This is a genomic window from Geodermatophilus sabuli (assembly GCF_010686765.1).
Lineage (GTDB): Bacteria > Actinomycetota > Actinomycetes > Mycobacteriales > Geodermatophilaceae > Geodermatophilus > Geodermatophilus sabuli_A.
On record NZ_JAAGWF010000003.1, the window covers coordinates 75,071 to 91,715 of the forward strand.

Below are 16,645 nucleotides of genomic sequence, written 5' to 3' on the forward strand. Positions count from 1 at the left end.
GACGCTACCGGCGCAGGGCACGCGCCGCCGGACCGGGAAACACGCTGTTCACCGACGCGCGCACCCCTCCGCCGGTGCCTAGGGTCGGCTCGGGGGCCGTCTCCGGCCCACCCGTCCGCCCGAGACCGAGGAGAGGGCCCATGGCCGCCCGTCCGACGCCGCCGAGTCCCTACGAGTTCCTGCCCCAGGTGCCCGGCTTCACCGTCACCAGCACCGACTGCGCCGACGGCCAGCCGCTGGCCATGCCGCACGTCAGCGGCGTGATGGGCGCCGGCGGTGAGGACCGCTCCCCCCAGCTGTCCTGGTCGGGCTTCCCCGAGGGGACGAAGAGCTTCGCCGTCACCGTGTACGACCCCGACGCGCCCACCCACAGCGGCTTCTGGCACTGGGCGGTGGCCAACATCCCCGTGTCGGTGACCGAGCTGCCCAGCGGAGCCGGTGACCAGGGCGGGGCCGCCCTGCCCGACGGCGCGGTGCAGCTGCGCAACGACGCCGGGTTCGCCGGGTACGTCGGTGCCGCTCCCCCGGCCGGGCACGGCCCGCACCGGTACTTCGTCACCGTGCACGCCGTCGACACCGAGACCCTCGACGTCACCCCGGACACGACGCCGGCCGTCCTGGGCTTCAACCTGTTCAGCCACACACTCGGACGGGGGACGCTGGTCGCCCTCTACGAGCAGGACTGACCGCGTGGCGTGACCGACACGCCTGAGGTGCTTGAAGTCTTGAGTTCCCGTCACCTGGCGGGCGCACCATGACGTCATGCCGGCGGCCGGGTCGCACACGCGGGGGCCGAGGGCCGCCCGCGCGCTGCTGACCGCGCTGCTCCTCCTGGTCCTCGCGCTCTCCGACCCCCTCGTGCGACCCGGCGACGCCGCGGCGAGCGGTGCCCGCGGCACCGAGGTCGTCGCCGCGGTGACCGCCGCCTACGGGCCGACCGGCACCCTCGCCGTCGCCGTGGCCGCCCAGCACACCCGCGCGACCGGGCTCACCGTTCGTGCCGTGGAGGCGCGCAGCGCCCGTCTGCTCGCGGCCACCGCCGCCAACGGGCTGGGCGACCGCCCCTTCCCGACCGCCTCGATGGTGAAGCTCTTCGTCGCCGAGGAGCTCCTCCATCGCGCCCGCACCGGCCGGATCGTCCTCACCCTCGGCGACCTCGCCACGATGCAGGTCATGATCGCGCGGTCGGACGACCCGGCCGCCTCGTCGCTGTGGGTGCGCTTCGACGGCGCGCAGATGGTGCGCGACGTCGCCGTCCGCTACCGGCTGCGCGGCACCACTCCCCCGGCGGTGCGCGGGCAGTGGGGCGAGACGATGACGACGGCCAACGACCTGGCGCGCTTCCTGGCGCTGCTGCCGGTCGTGGCCCACCCCGATGACGCGGAGACCCTGCTGGGGTGGATGCGCGGCGCCACCCCGATCGCCGCCGACGGGTTCGACCAGCAGTTCGGCGTCTTCGGCACGGTCCCCGGGACCCCGGCGGTCAAGCAGGGCTGGATGTGCTGCGTCGCGGGCAACCGGCACCTGCACTCTGTCGGGGTGATCGACCAGCGGGTGGTGGTGCTGCTCAGCGAGGTGCCCCGCACGGTCGGCTACGACGCCGCCCGCGCGGCGCTCGACACGGCCGCCGCCGCGATCCCGCTCCCGCAGGACCGGTAGCGCGGGTCAGCCGGCCGGCGAGTCGTCCACGTGCTCGGCCGTGCCGACCGTCGCCAGGCGGGCGAACCCGACCCGCTCGTAGACACGGGCGACGTCGTCGTCCCCCGCGACCAGGAAGACCAGGTCGGCCGACTCGCGGGCGTGCGCGGCCAGCGCCGAGGCGACCCCGGCACCCAGGCCCCGGCCGCGCAGCCGGGGCAGCGTGGCCACGCCCGTGATCTCGCTGATCTCGGTGCCGTCGACGTCGACCGGCGCGTGCGAGCCCACCGCGACCGGCTCCCCGCCCTCGACCGCCACCATGAGGACCGTGCGCCCGGTGGCGATCCGCTCGCGCAGCACCGCGGTCCGCCGCGACTCCGGCGCCGCTCCGACCGAGGCGTCGCCGACGTCGGCCCGGGGGCCGGGGTGGGCGAAGGCGATCGAGGCCAGCCGCTGGTACCGGGGCAGCTCGGGGTCGTCGGCGCCGACCAGGTAGAGCCGCACGCCGTGCGGCAGGAGCAGTTCCACCGGGTCCGCGGCCACCAGCAGCGGCGACTCCTCGACGGCCAGCCCGGCGGCGCGCACGGCGGCGGCGGCCGACGGCGCGCACTCGCAGATCCACTCCAGTGCCGCGGGCAGACCCGCCCGCTCCTGGAGCGCGACCGCGGCGCGGACGTCGTCGGGCGTGACGGTGGCGCCGTGTCGCGGGCGGGCCGGGTGGGGCCAGTCCGGGCTGGCGAGGGGGACGTCGAGGCCGCCGGCGGTCTCGATCCGGGCGTCGGGCAGCGGCGCGGCGGCGAAGTACCGCTCGATGCACTCGAGCAGCCCTGGCTGGGTGGGCACGTCGGCACCCTAGACGGGAGAGGGCGCCCCGACGGCCGGTCGACGTCCCCCGGGCCACCCGCCCGGGTGAGGAGGAGGTGGCGGACGGCACCATGGGCACCGTGACGGCAGGCACCCGCTCCCAGGTCTCGCCCTACGCGGTGTTCGACCGCGGTTCGTGGCGAGCCCTCGCCGCCGGCACGGCGCTGCCCCTCGACGAGGCCGACCTGGGGGCGCTGGCCACCCTGGGTGACCGCATCGACCTCGACGAGGTGGCCACGGTCTACCTGCCGTTGGCAGGGCTGCTCAACCTGCACGTGGAGGCCAGCCGGCGACTGTGGGCGGCACGCAGCGAGTTCCTCGGGGACGGCACCGCGAAGGTGCCCTACGTGATCGCGGTGGCCGGCAGCGTGGCCGTCGGCAAGAGCACCACGGCGCGCCTGCTGCAGAACCTGCTCACCGCCGGCCCCGGGTCGCCGCGGGTGGACCTGGTCACCACCGACGGCTTCCTCCTGCCCAACGCCGCCCTCGACGCCCGCGGGCTGCTCAGCCGCAAGGGCTTTCCCGAGAGCTACGACCGGCGGGCGCTGCTGCGCTTCCTCGCCGCCGTCAAGTCCGGTCGCGGAGAGGTCAGCGCCCCGCTGTACGACCACTCCTCCTACGACGTCGTCCCGGGCGCCCGGCAGGTGGTCGACCGGCCCGACATCCTCGTCCTCGAGGGCCTCAACGTGCTGCAGGCCGGACGCCGGGCCGACGGCAGCGCCCCCGAGGTGTTCCTGTCGGACTACTTCGACTTCTCGGTCTACGTCGACGCCGCGGAGTCCGACATCCAGCAGTGGTACGTGGACCGGTTCCTCGCCCTCCGGCGGACGGCCTTCCAGGACACCGCCGCCTACTTCCACCGCTTCGCCGGGCAGACCGACGACCAGGCCCGCGAGACGGCGCTGCGCATCTGGGCGGCGGTCAACGGACCCAACCTGCGGGACAACATCGCGCCCACCCGGTCCCGCGCCCGGCTGGTGCTGCAGAAGGCCGCGGACCACTCCGTGCGGCGGGTCCTGCTCCGCAAGATCTGAGCCTCCCCCGGCGCGGCGCGGGCGCTGCCATGGCGAGTCCTGCCCGACCCGTTGGGAGGAGGTGGTGAGTTTCGTCACCTGACAGGGCCCGCCGGTGGGCGCACACTTCGCAGCGTCCAGTCATCAGACGGACACACAGTGTGATCCGGCCGCGCCGCGATCGATCGGAGAGTCCTCGATGTGCTCCCACGTAGCCCCCTGCCCCGACTCCGCCAGTGACCAGCGGGACCTCGCCGCGGTCGTGAGCAGCCACCCCGAGCAGGGCTGGAGCCTGCTGTGCAACGGCGTCGTGCTCTTCGACGACGACGGCGAGCTGCTGCCCGACGGCCGGGCCGTCGCCCACCACCGCGACTGGCGGGCTCCCGAGCTCGTCGCCCGCTGAGCCCGTGCTACCCCGGCGGGGTGGCCGGTCACCCGACCGCGTCGAGGTGTGTTGGGGATAACGGTCGTTGGCCGGGCGGCGGAGGTCGCCTCCCGGACCGGGCCGGCCCCGCTAGGCCCGGGCGGCGACGGGCAGCGCGTCGACCACCCGCCCGGCACCCGGCGGCTCGGCGAAGGCAGCCGGCGGCGGGCACGAGCACGCCAGGTTCCGGTCGCCGTGGGCCTGGTCGATGCGGCGCACCGGGCTGAGGTGACCGCGGCCGCGCAACCCCGGCACGGGGATCACCGCGACCTCCCGGGGATAGGGCCGCTCCCACGTCCCCGCCAGCATCGCCAGCGTGTGCGGGGCGTTGCGCAGGGGGTTGTCCTCCCGGTCGTACGCGCCCGAGGCCACCGCGTCGATCTCCGCGCGGATGGCTGCCATCGCCTCGACGAACCGGTCCAGCTCGCCCTGGTCCTCGCTCTCCGTAGGCTCGACCATCAGCGTGCCGGCCACCGGGAAGCTCATGGTCGGCGCGTGGAAGCCGTAGTCGACCAGCCGCTTGGCGATGTCGTCCACCGTGATGCCGGTGGCCTTGGTCAGCGGGCGGATGTCGAGGATGCACTCGTGCGCCACGAGGCCGTCGGCCCCCGTGTAGAGCACCGGGTAGTGCTCCCGCAGCCGGACGGCGAGGTAGTTGGCGGCCAGGATCGCGTGCTCGGTCGCCCGGGTCAGCCCGTCGGGGCCCATGAGCCGGAGGTAGGCCCACGAGATCGGCAGGATGCCCGCCGATCCCCACGGCGCCGCGGACACCGGCGCTCCCGCCGTCCCGGTGTCGACCAGCGGGTGCCCCGGGAGGAACGGCACCAGGTGCGCGCGGACGCCGATCGGGCCGACCCCGGGCCCGCCCCCGCCGTGGGGGATGCAGAACGTCTTGTGCAGGTTGAGGTGGCTGACGTCGGAGCCGAACCGCCCCGGCCGGGCCAGGCCCACCAGGGCGTTGAGGTTGGCGCCGTCGACGTAGACCTGGCCCCCGGCGTCGTGGACCGCGCCGCAGATCTCCTGGATCGCCGTCTCGAACACCCCGTGCGTCGACGGGTAGGTGAGCATGACTGCGGCCAGCCGGTCCCCGTGCTCGGCCACCCGGGCCCGCAGGTCGGCCACGTCCACGTTGCCCGCCTCGTCGCAGCCGACCACCACCACGCGCATCCCGGCCATGACGGCGCTGGCGGCGTTGGTGCCGTGGGCCGACGACGGGATCAGGCACACGTCCCGCTGCTCCTCCCCGCGGGACCGGTGGTAGCCGCGGATGGCCAGGAGCCCGGCGAACTCGCCCTGGGAGCCGGCGTTGGGCTGCACGCTGACGGCGGCGTATCCGGTGACCTCCGCCAGCGCGGCGCACAGCTCGTCGATCAGCTGCCGGTAGCCGCGGGCCTGCTCGGCGGGGGCGAAGGGGTGCAGGTCGGCGAACTCGGGCCAGGTGATCGCGGCCATCTCGACCGCGGAGTTGAGCTTCATGGTGCAGGAGCCGAGCGGGATCATGGTCCGGTCCAGCGCGAGGTCCTTGTCGGCCAGGGCGCGCAGCCAGCGCATGAGCGCGGTCTCCGAGCGGTGCTCGGAGAAGACCGGGTGGGTGAGGAACGGGCTGCGGCGGCGCAGTCCGGGCGGCAGCGCGTCCGGGCCGTCGTCGCCGAGCGCGGCGTCGTCCGCCGGGACGCCGAAGGCCGCGGCGACCGCGCGCAGGACCGGCACCGTGGTGGTCTCGTCGCAGGAGACCCCGACGGTGTCGTCGTCGACCAGCCGCAGGTTGATCCGGCGGGCCGCCGCCGCGGCGACCACGTGGCCGGCCCGGCCGGGCACCCGGGCCAGCACGGTGTCGAAGAACCGGTCGTGGACGACCTCGACTCCCCCGGCCCGGAGCCAGCCGGACAGCGTCTGGGCGCTCCGGTGCACGCGGGCGGCGATCACGGTCAGCCCGTCCGGGCCGTGGTACACCGCGTAGGCGGCGGCCATGACGGCCAGCAGCACCTGCGCGGTGCAGATGTTGCTGGTCGCCCTCTCCCGCCGGATGTGCTGTTCCCGGGTCTGCAGGGCCAGGCGGTAGGCGGGCGCGCCGTCGGCGTCCACCGACACCCCGACCAGCCGCCCGGGGAGCTGGCGGGCCAGCTCCTCCCGGACCGCCAGGTAGCCGGCGTGCGGCCCGCCGTACCCCAGGGGGACGCCGAAGCGCTGCGTGCTGCCGCAGACCACGTCGGCGCCCCACTCCCCCGGCGCCTCGAGCAGCGTGAGCGCCAGCAGGTCGGCGGCGACGACGACCGACGCGCCGGCCTGGTGGGCCGCCGCGGCCAGCGCGCGGTGGTCGCGGACGGCGCCGCTCGCGCCCGGGAGGGAGAGCAGCACGCCGAACGCCCCGGCCTCGGGCAGGTCGGCAGGCCAGCCGGCCGAGAGGTCCGCGACGTGCAGGCCGATGCCCAGGGGCTCGGCGCGGGTGCGCAGCACGGCCAGCGTCTGCGGGAGCGTGTCGGCGTCGACGACGAGGACCGACCCGGGCGCCGCCCGGCCGGCCCGGCGCACGAGGGTCATGGCCTCGGCGGCGGCGGTCGCCTCGTCCAGCATCGAGGCACCGGCGACCGGCAACCCGGTGAGGTCGGCGACCGTCGTCTGGAAGGTGATCAGCGCCTCGAGCCGGCCCTGGCTGATCTCGGGCTGGTACGGGGTGTAGGCGGAGTACCAGGCGGGGTTCTCGAGGACCGCCCGCCGGATGACCGCCGGGGTCACCGTGCCGGAGTACCCCAGACCGATCATCGAGGTGTAGACGTCGTTGGCGGCCGCTCGTTCCTGGAGCAGCCGCAGCACCGTGGCCTCGTCCTCGGCCGGCGGCAGGTCCAGCGGCGTCCGGTCGCGGACGCCCTCGGGCACGCACGCGTCGGCCAGTGACTGCACCGTGGGGTGCCCGACGACGGCGAGCATGGCCTCGGTCTGGTCGGCCCGGGGCCCGATGTGCCGGCCGGCGAACGACCCGGCGGAGCCCAGCGCCGTCAGTGCGGGGAGGGGACGGGGAGCGTGGTCCGCCATCACCGCGACGCTACCAGCGCGGGAGGTCGTGGGCGGGCCCTCGGCCCCCTGCAGGGTCCCGCCGCGAGCCTGCGAGCGGCGGGGGCAGGGGGTGTCTCTCAGACGGCGGCGCGCCGCCGGCGGCGCATCGACAGCTCGTCGTCGGCAGCGTGCAGGGGGGCGCCGTCGAGGCGCTCGGCCGGCAGCTCGGCGAGTTCGCCGGAGAGCTCGCGCAGCGCCCCGGACACCGCGATGCCGAAGACGCCCTGGCCACCGGCGAGCAGGTCGACGACCTCCTCGGCGGACGTGCACTCGTACACCGTCGCGCCGTCGGAGAAGAGCGTGACGTTGGCGAGGTCCCTGATGCCGCGGTTGCGGAGGTGGTCGACGGCCCGGCGGATGTTCTGCAGCGAGACGCCGGTGTCCAGCAGCCGCTTGACGACCTTGAGCACGAGGATGTCGCGGAACGAGTACAGCCGCTGCGTGCCCGACCCGGTGGCGCTGCGCACCGAGGGGGCGACCAGACCGGTACGGGCCCAGTAGTCCAGCTGGCGGTAGGTGATGCCGGCAGCGGCACACGCCGTCGGGCCGCGGTATCCGACGAGGTCGGTGTCGACCTCGTCGTACGCCGGTGCACCCACGGCGGCGTCGCTGAAGAGCTGACCCTGGGAGCCGTTGCTCTGGTCGCTCACGTCAGCGTCCTCCTCTGTGTCCCGCAGCGGTCGCCGCGGTGACCCGGTGCGGTGCACCCGACCGGATCGGACCAGGTCCGCGTCAGGTCATGTCCCAGGTGTCACACCGGTGTTGTTCGCCGACCGTAAGCCGGGCCCTGGGGCGGGTCAACTGAGGGGGGCGGCGTGTCGCCGCACTCATCCTTCCGAGGGTCATCGGCAGGTCGGGCGACGGAGTTGACCCCAGCGCCGGGTCGATCTGTCGGGTCACCCGACCGTTCAGGGCGTCCCGCCGGAGCCGGAGCCGGCCCCGAAGTCCTCCGGGGAGATCTGGTCGAGGAACTCGCGGAACTTCTCGACCTCGTCCTCCTGCTCGTCGGGGATCTCGATGCCGACCTCGTCCAGCAGCTCCTCGGCCCCGTAGATGGGCGCACCGGTGCGCACCGCGAGGGCGACGGCGTCCGACGGCCGGGCGCTGACCACCCGCTCGTCGCCGAACACCAGCTCGGCGATGTAGATGCCGTCCCGCATCTCGGTGATGTTGACCGCTTCCAGCGTCGCGCCGAGGGCGCGGACCACCTCGCGCAGCAGGTCGTGCGTCATGGGCCGGGCCGGGCGCACCCCCTGCTGCTCGAACGCGATCGCGGCCGCCTCGACGGCGCCGATCCAGATCGGCAGGTACCGCTCCCCCTGCGCCTCCTTGAGCAGCAGGATGGGCTGGTTGCCGGGCAGTTCGACCCGGACCCCGACGACTCTGAGTTCCTGCACGGTACGGCTCCCTCAGCTGCGGCCCGGGGCGGGCGGTGGGTGCGTCCTGGCGGCTGGTGGACGGTCGGTGCCGGGTCCGGTCGCCGACCCCGACGCGACAACGGTACGCCCGAGTCAGGGACGCAGGAGGTCCCGTAGCCGCGCCTCGAGGAGGGCTCCGTGCAGCTGCGCGGACAGGGCGGCCAGGTCCCGCAGCTTCTCGGTGGCGCGGGTCCGGGCCTCCTCCGAGCGCGCTCTCAGCACGGGGGCGACCAGCTGCTCGACCAGCCCGGCCTCCCGCTCCGCGCCGTTCTGGTAGACGCGCAGGTGCCGGGGTTCGATGCCGTGCCGGGCCAGCCCGGCCGCCGCACGCGCGATCGGCAGGTCGGCCACCGGGTGCCGGCCGTCGGCGTCGACGGCGAGCAGGCCGAACTGCACGCAGTCGGCCAGCTGCCCGGCCTCCAGCCCCGCCGACCGCGCGAACTCGTCGGCCGGCAGGGCGCCGGTCGCGGCCTCCTCCGGGCCGGCCGGGGGCCCCTCCTCGCCCGGCGCCCCGCCGGGGAGCCCGCTGCCCTCGGTGCCGGGCAGCGGGCTCCCCCGGTCGAGGGCGTCCAGGTGCTCCTTGATGACCTTCAGCGGCAGGTACTGGTCGCGCTGGGCCGCCAGCACGTACCGCAGCCGGTCGACGTCGGCCCGGGAGAACTTCCGGTAGCCCGACGAGGTGCGCTGCGGGTGGACCAGGTCCTCGGACTCCAGGTAGCGGATCTTGCTGATCGTCACGTCGGGGAAGTCCTCGCGCAGGACCGTCAGCACCTCCCCGATGGTCAGCCGCGGGGTGTGCCGGTCCTCGGCGTCCCCGTACGCGTTCGCGCGCGAGGCCACCGCGGTCACGCGGCCGTCGGAGCTGCGGGCGACCGGCGCCGTCCCCCCGGGGAAGCCGGCCCGGTCACGAGCGAGGTGCGGGCTCGCCCGTGCGCGGACCGGTCAGGTACACCAGCCGGAACTTGCCGATCTGCACCTCGTCGCCGCCGGCCAGCGTGGCCACGTCGACCGGCTCCCGGTTGACGTAGGTGCCGTTGAGGCTGCCGACGTCGTGCACCGAGAAGCCGCCGCCCTCGCGGTGGAACTCCACGTGCCGGCGGCTGACCGTGACGTCGTCGAGGAAGATGTCGCTGTCGGGGTGGCGGCCCGCGGTGGTCACGTCCTGGTCGAGCAGGAAGCGGCTGCCGGCGTTGGGGCCGCGCTTCACCACGAGCAGCGCCGACCCGGCGGGCAGGGACTCGACGGCACCGGCGTGGGCGTCGGTCTCGGTCACCTCCGGGGTCTCGGCGGAGTCCTCGCCGCCCACCTTGGGGATGACGCTGGTGGACTCACCGATCCGCTCCTGCGACAGGGCCGAGCCGCACTGCGCGCAGAAGCGACTGCCCTCGGGGTTGTTGTGTCCACAACGAGTGCAGTGCACGTCTGTCTCCTCCGGAGCGGGAAGGGCACCGCCGCGGACCTGGGGGTTTGGCCGCGGGCGGCCGGCGGACGACGGGCCGGACAGCCCGTCGCGGGTCGGCTGCCGTGTGGGTCACGGCGGGCCGTGGTCATGGAACCAGCGGGTGACCCGAGGGTCAACCGCACGTACAGGGTGGTGCCGGCGGTGCCCACGACGAGCGTCGTGCGGCCCCGCCACGGGAAGCATAGTGATCGCGGCCGGGGCCCTCCCCGGGGTCAGGACGCGTCGACCAGCGCCTGGTACGCCGCGGCGTCGAGGAGGTCCGCCGTGACTCCCCCGGCGTCCCCCTCGACGCGGATCTCCACCAGCCACCCGGCGCCGTAGGGGTCGGCGTTGACGGTCTCCGGTGCGTCGCCGAGCGACTCGTTGACCGCGGCCACCACGCCGGCGACCGGGGCGTACACGTCGGACACGGACTTGGTCGACTCCACCTCGCCCATGGGCTCCCCCGGCGCCACCGCCGCGCCCACCTCCGGCAGCTGGACGAAGACGATGTCGCCGAGCGCGTCCTGGGCGTGGTGGGTGATGCCGATCCGCACGACGGGGGCCGCACCGTCGTCGCGCACCTGGGCCCACTCGTGCTGCTCGGTGTAGCGGCGGTCCTCCGGCGTGCTCATGCCGCGGCCGTGGTCATGGGGCGTCGGTGCTCATGGGCGGGGTCTCCGGCCGTGCGTCGGGGCGGCGTCAGTCGTCGTCGCCGGGGTCCGGCGCAGCGTATTGAGGCTCGTCCAGCGGCCGCAACGCGTCGACGACGACCGGGTCGGCCTGGGTGATCTCGACGCTGCCGCCCTGGCGACCCACCCGGTCCACGACGCCGCCGGGGATGCTCATCGCCGTCTGGAGGTCGGGCGGGGAGCCGATCACGATGATCTCGTAGGGGCTGGTGACCGCCACCCCGTCGATCCGGAGGTCGCCCGGTTCCCCGGTGACCGCGGAGGACACCCCGATCCGGACGTCGTCGATCTGCATCGTCTCGGCGCCCGCGCCGCGCAGCTCCTGGACCGCGTCGAGCAGGTCGGCCACGCGCACCTCGCCCTCGGGGTCACGGATGGTCATGAGCAGCCCCGGCCCCTCGGCGGCGATGGTGCCGTTGAGGATCCCGAGGGCCTCGGCGCGCCCCCGCGCCGCCTCGAGGGCGGCGGCGGACTGGCTGTCGGAGCTGTTCAGGTCGCGCAGGGCGGCGCGCTGGTCGGCGATCTGGGTGCGCAGCCGTTCCTCGCGGACGTCGAGCTCGTCGAGGATGCGGACGAGGTCCTCCTCGCGCAGGCCGGCGAGGTCCTCGTCGGTGCCGGCGTTGCGGACCTGGACGGCGAAGGCGAACCCGAGCAGCAACGTCAGCACGCCGATCAGCACCGCCGCCAGCGGATCGCGCCGGCGACGCCGAGCCGGCGCCGCGGCCCCCGGAGGTGTCCCGGCCTCCTCCGGCGGCGGTGTGCCGCCCTCCTCCGGCGGTGTGCCGCCCTCCTCCGGCGGGGTCCCCGCGGTCACCGGCGGGCCGTCGTCCACCGGATCGGGCCGCCGGTCCCCGGCCGGGTCCGGCGCGGCGTCGTGCCCCGGCACCGCGGGCACGGCCCCCTCCGGGGGCGGGTCGCCGGGCGGCGGGTCACCGGCGGGCCGCGGGTCCCCGGTCATGCCCGGAACAGGTGCCGGCGGATGGCCGCGGCGTTGCCGAAGATGCGGATGCCGAGGACGACGACGACGGCGGTGGACAGCTGGGCACCCACCCCGAGCTGGTCACCGAGGAAGACGATCAGCGCGGCCACCACCACGTTGGACACGAACGAGATGACGAACACCTTCGCGTCGAAGATCCCGTCGAGCCGCGCGCGGGCGCCGCCGAACACGGCGTCGAGCGCGGCGACGACCGCGATCGGCAGGTAGGGCTGCAGCCACAGGGGCACGGTGGGGTCGAAGAGCAGGCCGAGGACCAGGCCGACCGCGAGTCCGAGGACCGGGATCACGGCTCAGCCTCCCGGGGTGTCGTCGGGGGCCGGGACGCCGGTGGGGTCACCGGCGTCGGCTCCGGACCCCCCGGACACCGGTCGGGCGGCACGGAGCTCCAGGGAGCTCCCGGCGGGCACGGCCAGCTCGTCCTCCTGGGCGAACTCGAAGCGCAGACCGAAGGACTCGGAGATGACGGCGAGGGCACCGACCTCGGGGCTGCCGAGGAAGCGCGACCGCAGGGTGTCCGGGTCCCCGATGGCGCTGATCAGGTACGGGTTGGTCACCGGCCGGAAGTCGACCAGGACGGCCTCGCCGGCGAAGCGGATCGCGGTCGTCGGGCCCAGCCGCTGCCCGTTGATGGCCACCGCCTCCGCGCCGGCGGCCCAGAGGGCGTTGACCACCAGCTGCAGGTCGCCGTCGCGCACCCGTCCACGGGGGTCCTCCTCCCCCGCTCCGCCGACCGGGTCCGAGTCGGCGTCCGGCTCGGCGTTGGCGAGGGTGACCAGGAGGCCGGGGCCGCTCACCGGCAGGACGGCGGCACCGAGCTCGGCGTCGGTGAGCGCGTCGAGGGCGCGCCGGCCGTCCGAGGTCGCGGCGAGCTCGTCGTCGCGCGCGGCCGTCACCTGGACCTGCAGCTCCTCCAGCTGGGCGGCGAGCACGTCGGTGGTCTCGGAGTCCTGCTCGATGTCGGCGACCAGCACCGCGCGCACCTCCTCGCGGCCCTGGGCGCCCGCCGCGGCCTGGTCGTAGGTGACGGCGGCGAGGACGCCGGCCACGGCCATGGTCAGGGCCACGGCGACCTGGGCCCACCGGCCGCGGGACGGCGGCGCGACGACGCCGGCCGCCGCACGTTCCGCCCGCGCCGCGGCGGCCTGCGCGTAGGCCGGGTCCACCGTCTCGGCCAGCACCTGGTCCAGCAGCGAGGCACCCATCGAGCGGGGCCCTCCGCCGCGCGTCACGGTGGTCACGGGCCCGACCCGGCGCGCTCCGCCCGGACGATGCCCACGACCTGCACGACGTAGAGCAGCCCGGCGACGACGTACAGGACGCCGCCCCAGATCGTCAGCGCCCAGGCCACCGGCTGCACGACCGCCACCAGGGGGCCGTCGCCGTCGGCGAGCAGCAGCAGCGGGAAGGCGTAGAGCAGGATGAACGTCGCCGCCTTGCCCAGGTAGTGCACCTGCAGCGGCGGGTAGCCGTACCGGCGCAGCACCAGCAGCATGACGCCGAGCACCAGCTCACGGCCGACGAGGACGGCGACCACCCAGAGCGGGACGACGTCGCGCAGCACGAACGCGACGAGGGTCGCGACGATGTACAGGCGGTCGGCGGCGGGGTCGAGCAGGGCACCGAGCCGGCTGGTCTGGCCCAGCACGCGGGCGAGCTTGCCGTCGGCCCAGTCGGTGACGCCCGAGACCATGAGCACGGCCACCGCCCAGCCGTCGGCCTCCGGGCCGAGCAGCAGCCACAGGAACAGCGGCACACCGAGCAGGCGGAGCACCGAGAGCGCGTTGGGGATCGTCCAGACGCGGTCGGGCAGCTCGTTGCGGCCGGGGACCGCGGGTGCACCGGGCAGCACGCCGTCGGGGCGCTGGGCCGGGGCAGCCGCCGACGGCCCGTTGGACGACGTCACTGGTACCTCCACCCCGCTGCACACCGAGCACGAGGCTAGTGGCCGACGCCGACACCCCCGAGGGCGGCGCACCGGAGCGGACCCCCCGGCTCCCTACCTCGGCGTCCCCGGGCCCCGGGCGGCCCCGTCCCGAGCCGGCGCGGGGCCGGCTGGACCAGCGGCCCCCGGCAGGGTCCCGCCGCGAGCTCGCGAGTGGCGGGGAGCCGGGGGTCCTTCTTCACGCGGGCACGGCGGTCAGCGAGGCGGGCGCCGGCTCGTAACCCAGGGGCCGGCGGGTGAAACCGCCGGTGCCGTGCGAGACCGAGCGCAGCACGCCGGCATAGCTCAGCAGCTCCACCTCGGGCACCTCGGCGCGCACCGTCGTCCGGTCCCGGTCGGGATCGGCGTCGCTGCCGGTGACCCGGGCCCGCCGGCCGGACAGGTCGCTCATGACCGCGCCGACGTACTCCCCGGGGACGGCCACCTCGACCTCGCACCAGGGTTCGAGGACGCGGGTGCCCGCGGCGGCCACGGCCTCGCGCAGGGCCAGGGCACCGGCGGCCTGGAAGGCGGCATCCGAGGAGTCCACCGAGTGCGCCTTGCCGTCGACCAGGGTGACGTGGACGTCGACGATCGGCCGGTCGCCGGAGACGCCACGCTCGGCCTGGGCGCGGATGCCCTTCTCCACGCTGCCGTGGAACTGGCCGGGCACGGTGCCACCGACGATCCGCTGCTCGAACACGACCCCCGAGCCCGGCGGCCCCGGCTCCGCCTCGACCACGACGATCGCGTACTGGCCGTGCCCACCGGACTGCTTGACGTGCCGCCCGGTGACCCGTGCCGGCCCGGCGAGGGTCTCGACCATCGGCACCCGCACCGGCACCGTCGTCACGGTCACCCCGTGCCGGACCCGCAGCCGCTCCAGCAGCACCTCGGCGTGCGCCTCGCCGACGCACCACAGCAGCAACTGGCCGGTGTCGGGGCGGCGCTCCAGCCGGACCGTCGGGTCCTCGGCGACCAGGCGGGTCAGGGCGGTGGTCAGCCGGTCCTCGTCCGAGCGGGACGCCGCCTCCAGCGCCACCGGCAGCTGGGGGGTGGGCAGGTCCCACGGCGCGACCAGCCGCGGGTCCTCGGGCGTGGACAGGGTGTCGCCGGTCTCGGCGGACCCGAGCCGGGCGACGGCGCAGACGTCCCCGGCCGGGCAGGACGCCACCGGCCGCAGCACCGACCCCAGCGGGGAGCTGACCGCCCCGATCCGCTCGTCGACGTCGTGGTCGGGGTGCCCCCGGTCGGCCATCCCGTGCCCGGAGACGTGCACCGCGGTGTCCGGCCGCAGGGTGCCGGAGAAGACGCGCACCAGCGAGACGCGGCCGAGGTAGGGGTCGGTCGTCGTCTTGACCACCTCGGCGACCAGCGGTCCGTCGGCGTCGCAGGACGGCACCGGCGCCGGTGTCCCGTCCGGGCGGGTGACCGGCGGGCAGCCGTGCTCCATGGGGCAGGGGAAGGCCGAGACGAGCAGGTCGAGGAGCTCCGGGATGCCGACGCCGGTCAGCGGGGCGGCGCAGAGGACCGGGTGGAAGTGCCCGCGGGCCACCGCCGTCTCGAGGTCGGCGACGAGGTCGGTGACCGACAGCTCCTCGCCGCCGAGGTAGCGGTCCATGAGGGTCTCGTCCTCGCTCTCGGCGATGATCCCCTCGATCAGCTCCGCCCGGAGCCGGTCGGCGTCCTGCCCCTCCTCCCCCGCGAGCTCGACGTGCGGCTCCAGCAGCGACACCAGGCCGGTCACCGCGCCGTCCGGGCCCCGCCGGAGCAGGTGCATGGGGAAGACCCCGTCGCCCAGCATGGTCCGGCAGGCCCGGACGGCGTCGTCGACGTCGGCGCGGGGGCGGTCCAGCTGGGTGATGACGACGGCGCGGGGCATGCCCACGGCCGCGCACTCCTCCCACAGCTGGACCGTCGTCGCGTCGACGCCGGCCACCGCGGAGACGACGAAGAGGGCGGCGTCGGCGGCGCGGAGCCCGGCGCGGAGCTCGCCGACGAAGTCCGGCGACCCGGGTGTGTCCAGCAACGTCAGCCGGTGCCCGGCGTGCTCGACGGTCGCCACGCCGAGGGAGACCGAGCGCTGCTGGCGGACCTCCACCTCCTCGTTGTCCAGGCACGTGTTGCCGTCCTCGACCCGGCCGGCCCGGGGCAGCGCGCCGGTGGCGACCAGCAGCGCCTCGGCGAGGGTGGTCTTCCCCGCGCCCGCGTGGCCGACGAGGGCCACGTTGCGCACTTTCTCGGCCGGTCGCGGTGCCGGCGCGGTGCCGGTGTCCTTGGCCACGCGGCTCAGCCGTTCGCCGGCTCGGGGACGACGCTGCACGACCCGGCAGCCGGGTGGAACACCCCGGTGTGCCCGTCGGGGTCCCAGCGGACCACGAAGGGTGGCCCGCCGCCCTCTCCCCGCACCTCGAGCACGTGCCCGATGCGCTCCGGCTCTCCCTGGTGGGTGGAACGGACGACGATCCTGTCCCCGACTCGCGCTTCCACGGCGGCCTCCCGGCTGACTCCGGTCTGTGTTGTGGGTCACAGCCTGCCCGCGGCGTGGGGACCGATCAAGGCCCCGCGGAGCCGGCTGCGGCGTCCACGGCGGCGGTGTGGGCGGCGACCGCCGCGGCCAGCGGACCGACGACGGCGGCGGGCAGCGCGGGACAGCCGCGGGGCCGTGCTGGGGCGCATGACGAGCAGCGGGCACGCGGCCGGCCGGGACCAGGAGACCGACCGGGCGCACGCCGTCCCGCGGGAGGACGCCGACGGCCCGCCGCCGTGGGTCGCCCTGTGCGGCACCCCCGTCGCCGTCGTCCAGGGCAGCTGGGCCGGGCGGCGGGGACTGGGCTCCGGCGATCCGTGCCCGGACTGCCGCCGGCTGGCGCCGGGCTGAGGCGACGAGCCGGGGCCCGCCGGGGCCTGCCGGAGCCTGCCGGAGCCTGCCGGGGCCTGCCGGAGCCGGCCCGCGTGCCACCCTTCCGGCATGGCGTTCGACCTGCACCGCGCCGACGGTGAAGTGCTCCGGTTCGACGACGACGCGCGGTTCAGCTTCACCGCCGCCGGCCACCTCGTCGTGTACGACCCCGAGGGTGGCAAGACGGTGTTCAGCCACCACAGCTGGAACTGGCTCGAGGAGCCGGTGCCCCCACCCGGCGACTGAGCGCCCGGCCGGCTGACGGACCCGCCGCGCCC

The 16,645-nt window shown here is 75.5% G+C and carries 19 protein-coding genes; 6 read left to right on the plus strand and 13 right to left on the minus strand.

Translation table 11 applies throughout. The features are described from left to right. The first annotated feature begins 140 nt into the window (after positions 1 to 140). Together GCU56_RS02115 and GCU56_RS02120 are read left to right on the plus strand one after the other, a co-directional pair. The gene (locus tag GCU56_RS02115) at positions 141 to 686 is read left to right on the plus strand and encodes a YbhB/YbcL family Raf kinase inhibitor-like protein (RefSeq protein ID WP_163479860.1); all 546 of its coding nucleotides are present in this window, start codon (positions 141 to 143) and stop codon (positions 684 to 686) included. Positions 687 to 762: 76 nt separating this feature from the next. Then, a complete protein-coding gene (locus GCU56_RS02120; RefSeq protein ID WP_163479861.1) occupies positions 763 to 1,659 on the plus strand; it encodes a serine hydrolase in 897 nt (298 codons plus the stop codon). 6 nt (positions 1,660 to 1,665) lie between these two features. On the opposite strand, the gene GCU56_RS02125 is transcribed toward GCU56_RS02120, so the two are convergent. After that, the gene (locus GCU56_RS02125; protein WP_163479862.1) at positions 1,666 to 2,481 is read right to left on the minus strand and encodes a GNAT family N-acetyltransferase; all 816 of its coding nucleotides are present in this window, start codon (positions 2,479 to 2,481) and stop codon (positions 1,666 to 1,668) included. A 92-nt stretch (positions 2,482 to 2,573) separates the two neighbouring features. On the opposite strand from GCU56_RS02125, the gene coaA reads away from it, so the two are divergent. Next, positions 2,574 to 3,536 carry a type I pantothenate kinase gene (gene coaA, locus GCU56_RS02130; RefSeq protein WP_163479998.1) on the plus strand — a complete coding sequence of 321 codons (963 nt, stop codon included), beginning with the start codon at positions 2,574 to 2,576 and terminating at the stop codon, positions 3,534 to 3,536. A 178-nt stretch (positions 3,537 to 3,714) separates the two neighbouring features. Then, positions 3,715 to 3,918 (plus strand): DUF5999 family protein, encoded by a 204-nt coding sequence (locus tag GCU56_RS02135; protein ID WP_163479863.1) that lies wholly within the window; start codon positions 3,715 to 3,717, stop codon positions 3,916 to 3,918. A 111-nt stretch (positions 3,919 to 4,029) separates the two neighbouring features. Here GCU56_RS02135 and gcvP read toward each other — a convergent pair whose 3' ends face one another. The 12 genes from gcvP to GCU56_RS02195 form a co-directional block, all read right to left on the minus strand. Then, a complete protein-coding gene (gene gcvP, locus GCU56_RS02140) occupies positions 4,030 to 6,972 on the minus strand; it encodes an aminomethyl-transferring glycine dehydrogenase (RefSeq protein WP_163479864.1) in 2,943 nt (980 codons plus the stop codon). A 98-nt stretch (positions 6,973 to 7,070) separates the two neighbouring features. Further along, entirely contained in the window at positions 7,071 to 7,643 is a 573-nt protein-coding gene (locus tag GCU56_RS02145) for a MerR family transcriptional regulator (protein ID WP_163479865.1), read from the minus strand. Between the two features lie 258 nt (positions 7,644 to 7,901). After that, on the minus strand, positions 7,902 to 8,390 hold the full coding sequence (locus tag GCU56_RS02150) for a bifunctional nuclease domain-containing protein (RefSeq protein ID WP_163479866.1): 489 nt from the start codon (positions 8,388 to 8,390) through the stop codon (positions 7,902 to 7,904). A 114-nt stretch (positions 8,391 to 8,504) separates the two neighbouring features. Further along, on the minus strand, positions 8,505 to 9,260 hold the full coding sequence (ftsR, locus tag GCU56_RS02155) for a transcriptional regulator FtsR (protein WP_345771590.1): 756 nt from the start codon (positions 9,258 to 9,260) through the stop codon (positions 8,505 to 8,507). 55 nt (positions 9,261 to 9,315) lie between these two features. Continuing rightward, positions 9,316 to 9,831: an oxoglutarate dehydrogenase inhibitor Odhl gene (gene odhI, locus GCU56_RS02160; RefSeq protein WP_163479867.1), complete on the minus strand. Its 516-nt coding sequence runs from the start codon at positions 9,829 to 9,831 to the stop codon at positions 9,316 to 9,318. A gap of 254 nt (positions 9,832 to 10,085) precedes the next feature. Then, positions 10,086 to 10,487 (minus strand): glycine cleavage system protein GcvH, encoded by a 402-nt coding sequence (gene gcvH, locus GCU56_RS02165; protein ID WP_163479868.1) that lies wholly within the window; start codon positions 10,485 to 10,487, stop codon positions 10,086 to 10,088. A gap of 67 nt (positions 10,488 to 10,554) precedes the next feature. Next, on the minus strand, positions 10,555 to 11,502 hold the full coding sequence (locus GCU56_RS02170; protein ID WP_163479869.1) for a DUF881 domain-containing protein: 948 nt from the start codon (positions 11,500 to 11,502) through the stop codon (positions 10,555 to 10,557). Then, positions 11,499 to 11,831 carry a DUF1290 domain-containing protein gene (locus GCU56_RS02175; RefSeq protein ID WP_163479870.1) on the minus strand — a complete coding sequence of 111 codons (333 nt, stop codon included), beginning with the start codon at positions 11,829 to 11,831 and terminating at the stop codon, positions 11,499 to 11,501. Before GCU56_RS02175 ends, GCU56_RS02170 begins: the two co-directional genes overlap by 4 nt. Positions 11,832 to 11,834: 3 nt before the next feature. After that, positions 11,835 to 12,782: a DUF881 domain-containing protein gene (locus tag GCU56_RS02180; protein ID WP_163479871.1), complete on the minus strand. Its 948-nt coding sequence runs from the start codon at positions 12,780 to 12,782 to the stop codon at positions 11,835 to 11,837. Then, on the minus strand, positions 12,779 to 13,447 hold the full coding sequence (locus GCU56_RS02185; RefSeq protein WP_163479872.1) for a CDP-alcohol phosphatidyltransferase family protein: 669 nt from the start codon (positions 13,445 to 13,447) through the stop codon (positions 12,779 to 12,781). The genes GCU56_RS02180 and GCU56_RS02185 overlap by 4 nt, the downstream gene beginning before the upstream one ends. Before the next feature lie 217 nt (positions 13,448 to 13,664). Continuing rightward, on the minus strand, positions 13,665 to 15,749 hold the full coding sequence (locus GCU56_RS02190) for an elongation factor G-like protein EF-G2 (RefSeq protein WP_163479873.1): 2,085 nt from the start codon (positions 15,747 to 15,749) through the stop codon (positions 13,665 to 13,667). 5 nt (positions 15,750 to 15,754) lie between these two features. After that, positions 15,755 to 15,955, minus strand: coding sequence for a DUF1918 domain-containing protein (locus GCU56_RS02195; protein ID WP_163479874.1), 201 nt, complete (start codon positions 15,953 to 15,955; stop codon positions 15,755 to 15,757). A gap of 187 nt (positions 15,956 to 16,142) precedes the next feature. Between GCU56_RS02195 and GCU56_RS02200 the strand changes: the two genes are divergently transcribed. Further along, positions 16,143 to 16,346: a hypothetical protein gene (locus GCU56_RS02200; protein WP_163479875.1), complete on the plus strand. Its 204-nt coding sequence runs from the start codon at positions 16,143 to 16,145 to the stop codon at positions 16,344 to 16,346. Positions 16,347 to 16,436: 90 nt separating this feature from the next. Further along, the gene (locus tag GCU56_RS23335; protein ID WP_204331314.1) at positions 16,437 to 16,613 is read left to right on the plus strand and encodes a hypothetical protein; all 177 of its coding nucleotides are present in this window, start codon (positions 16,437 to 16,439) and stop codon (positions 16,611 to 16,613) included. The last annotated feature ends 32 nt before the right edge of the window (positions 16,614 to 16,645 follow it).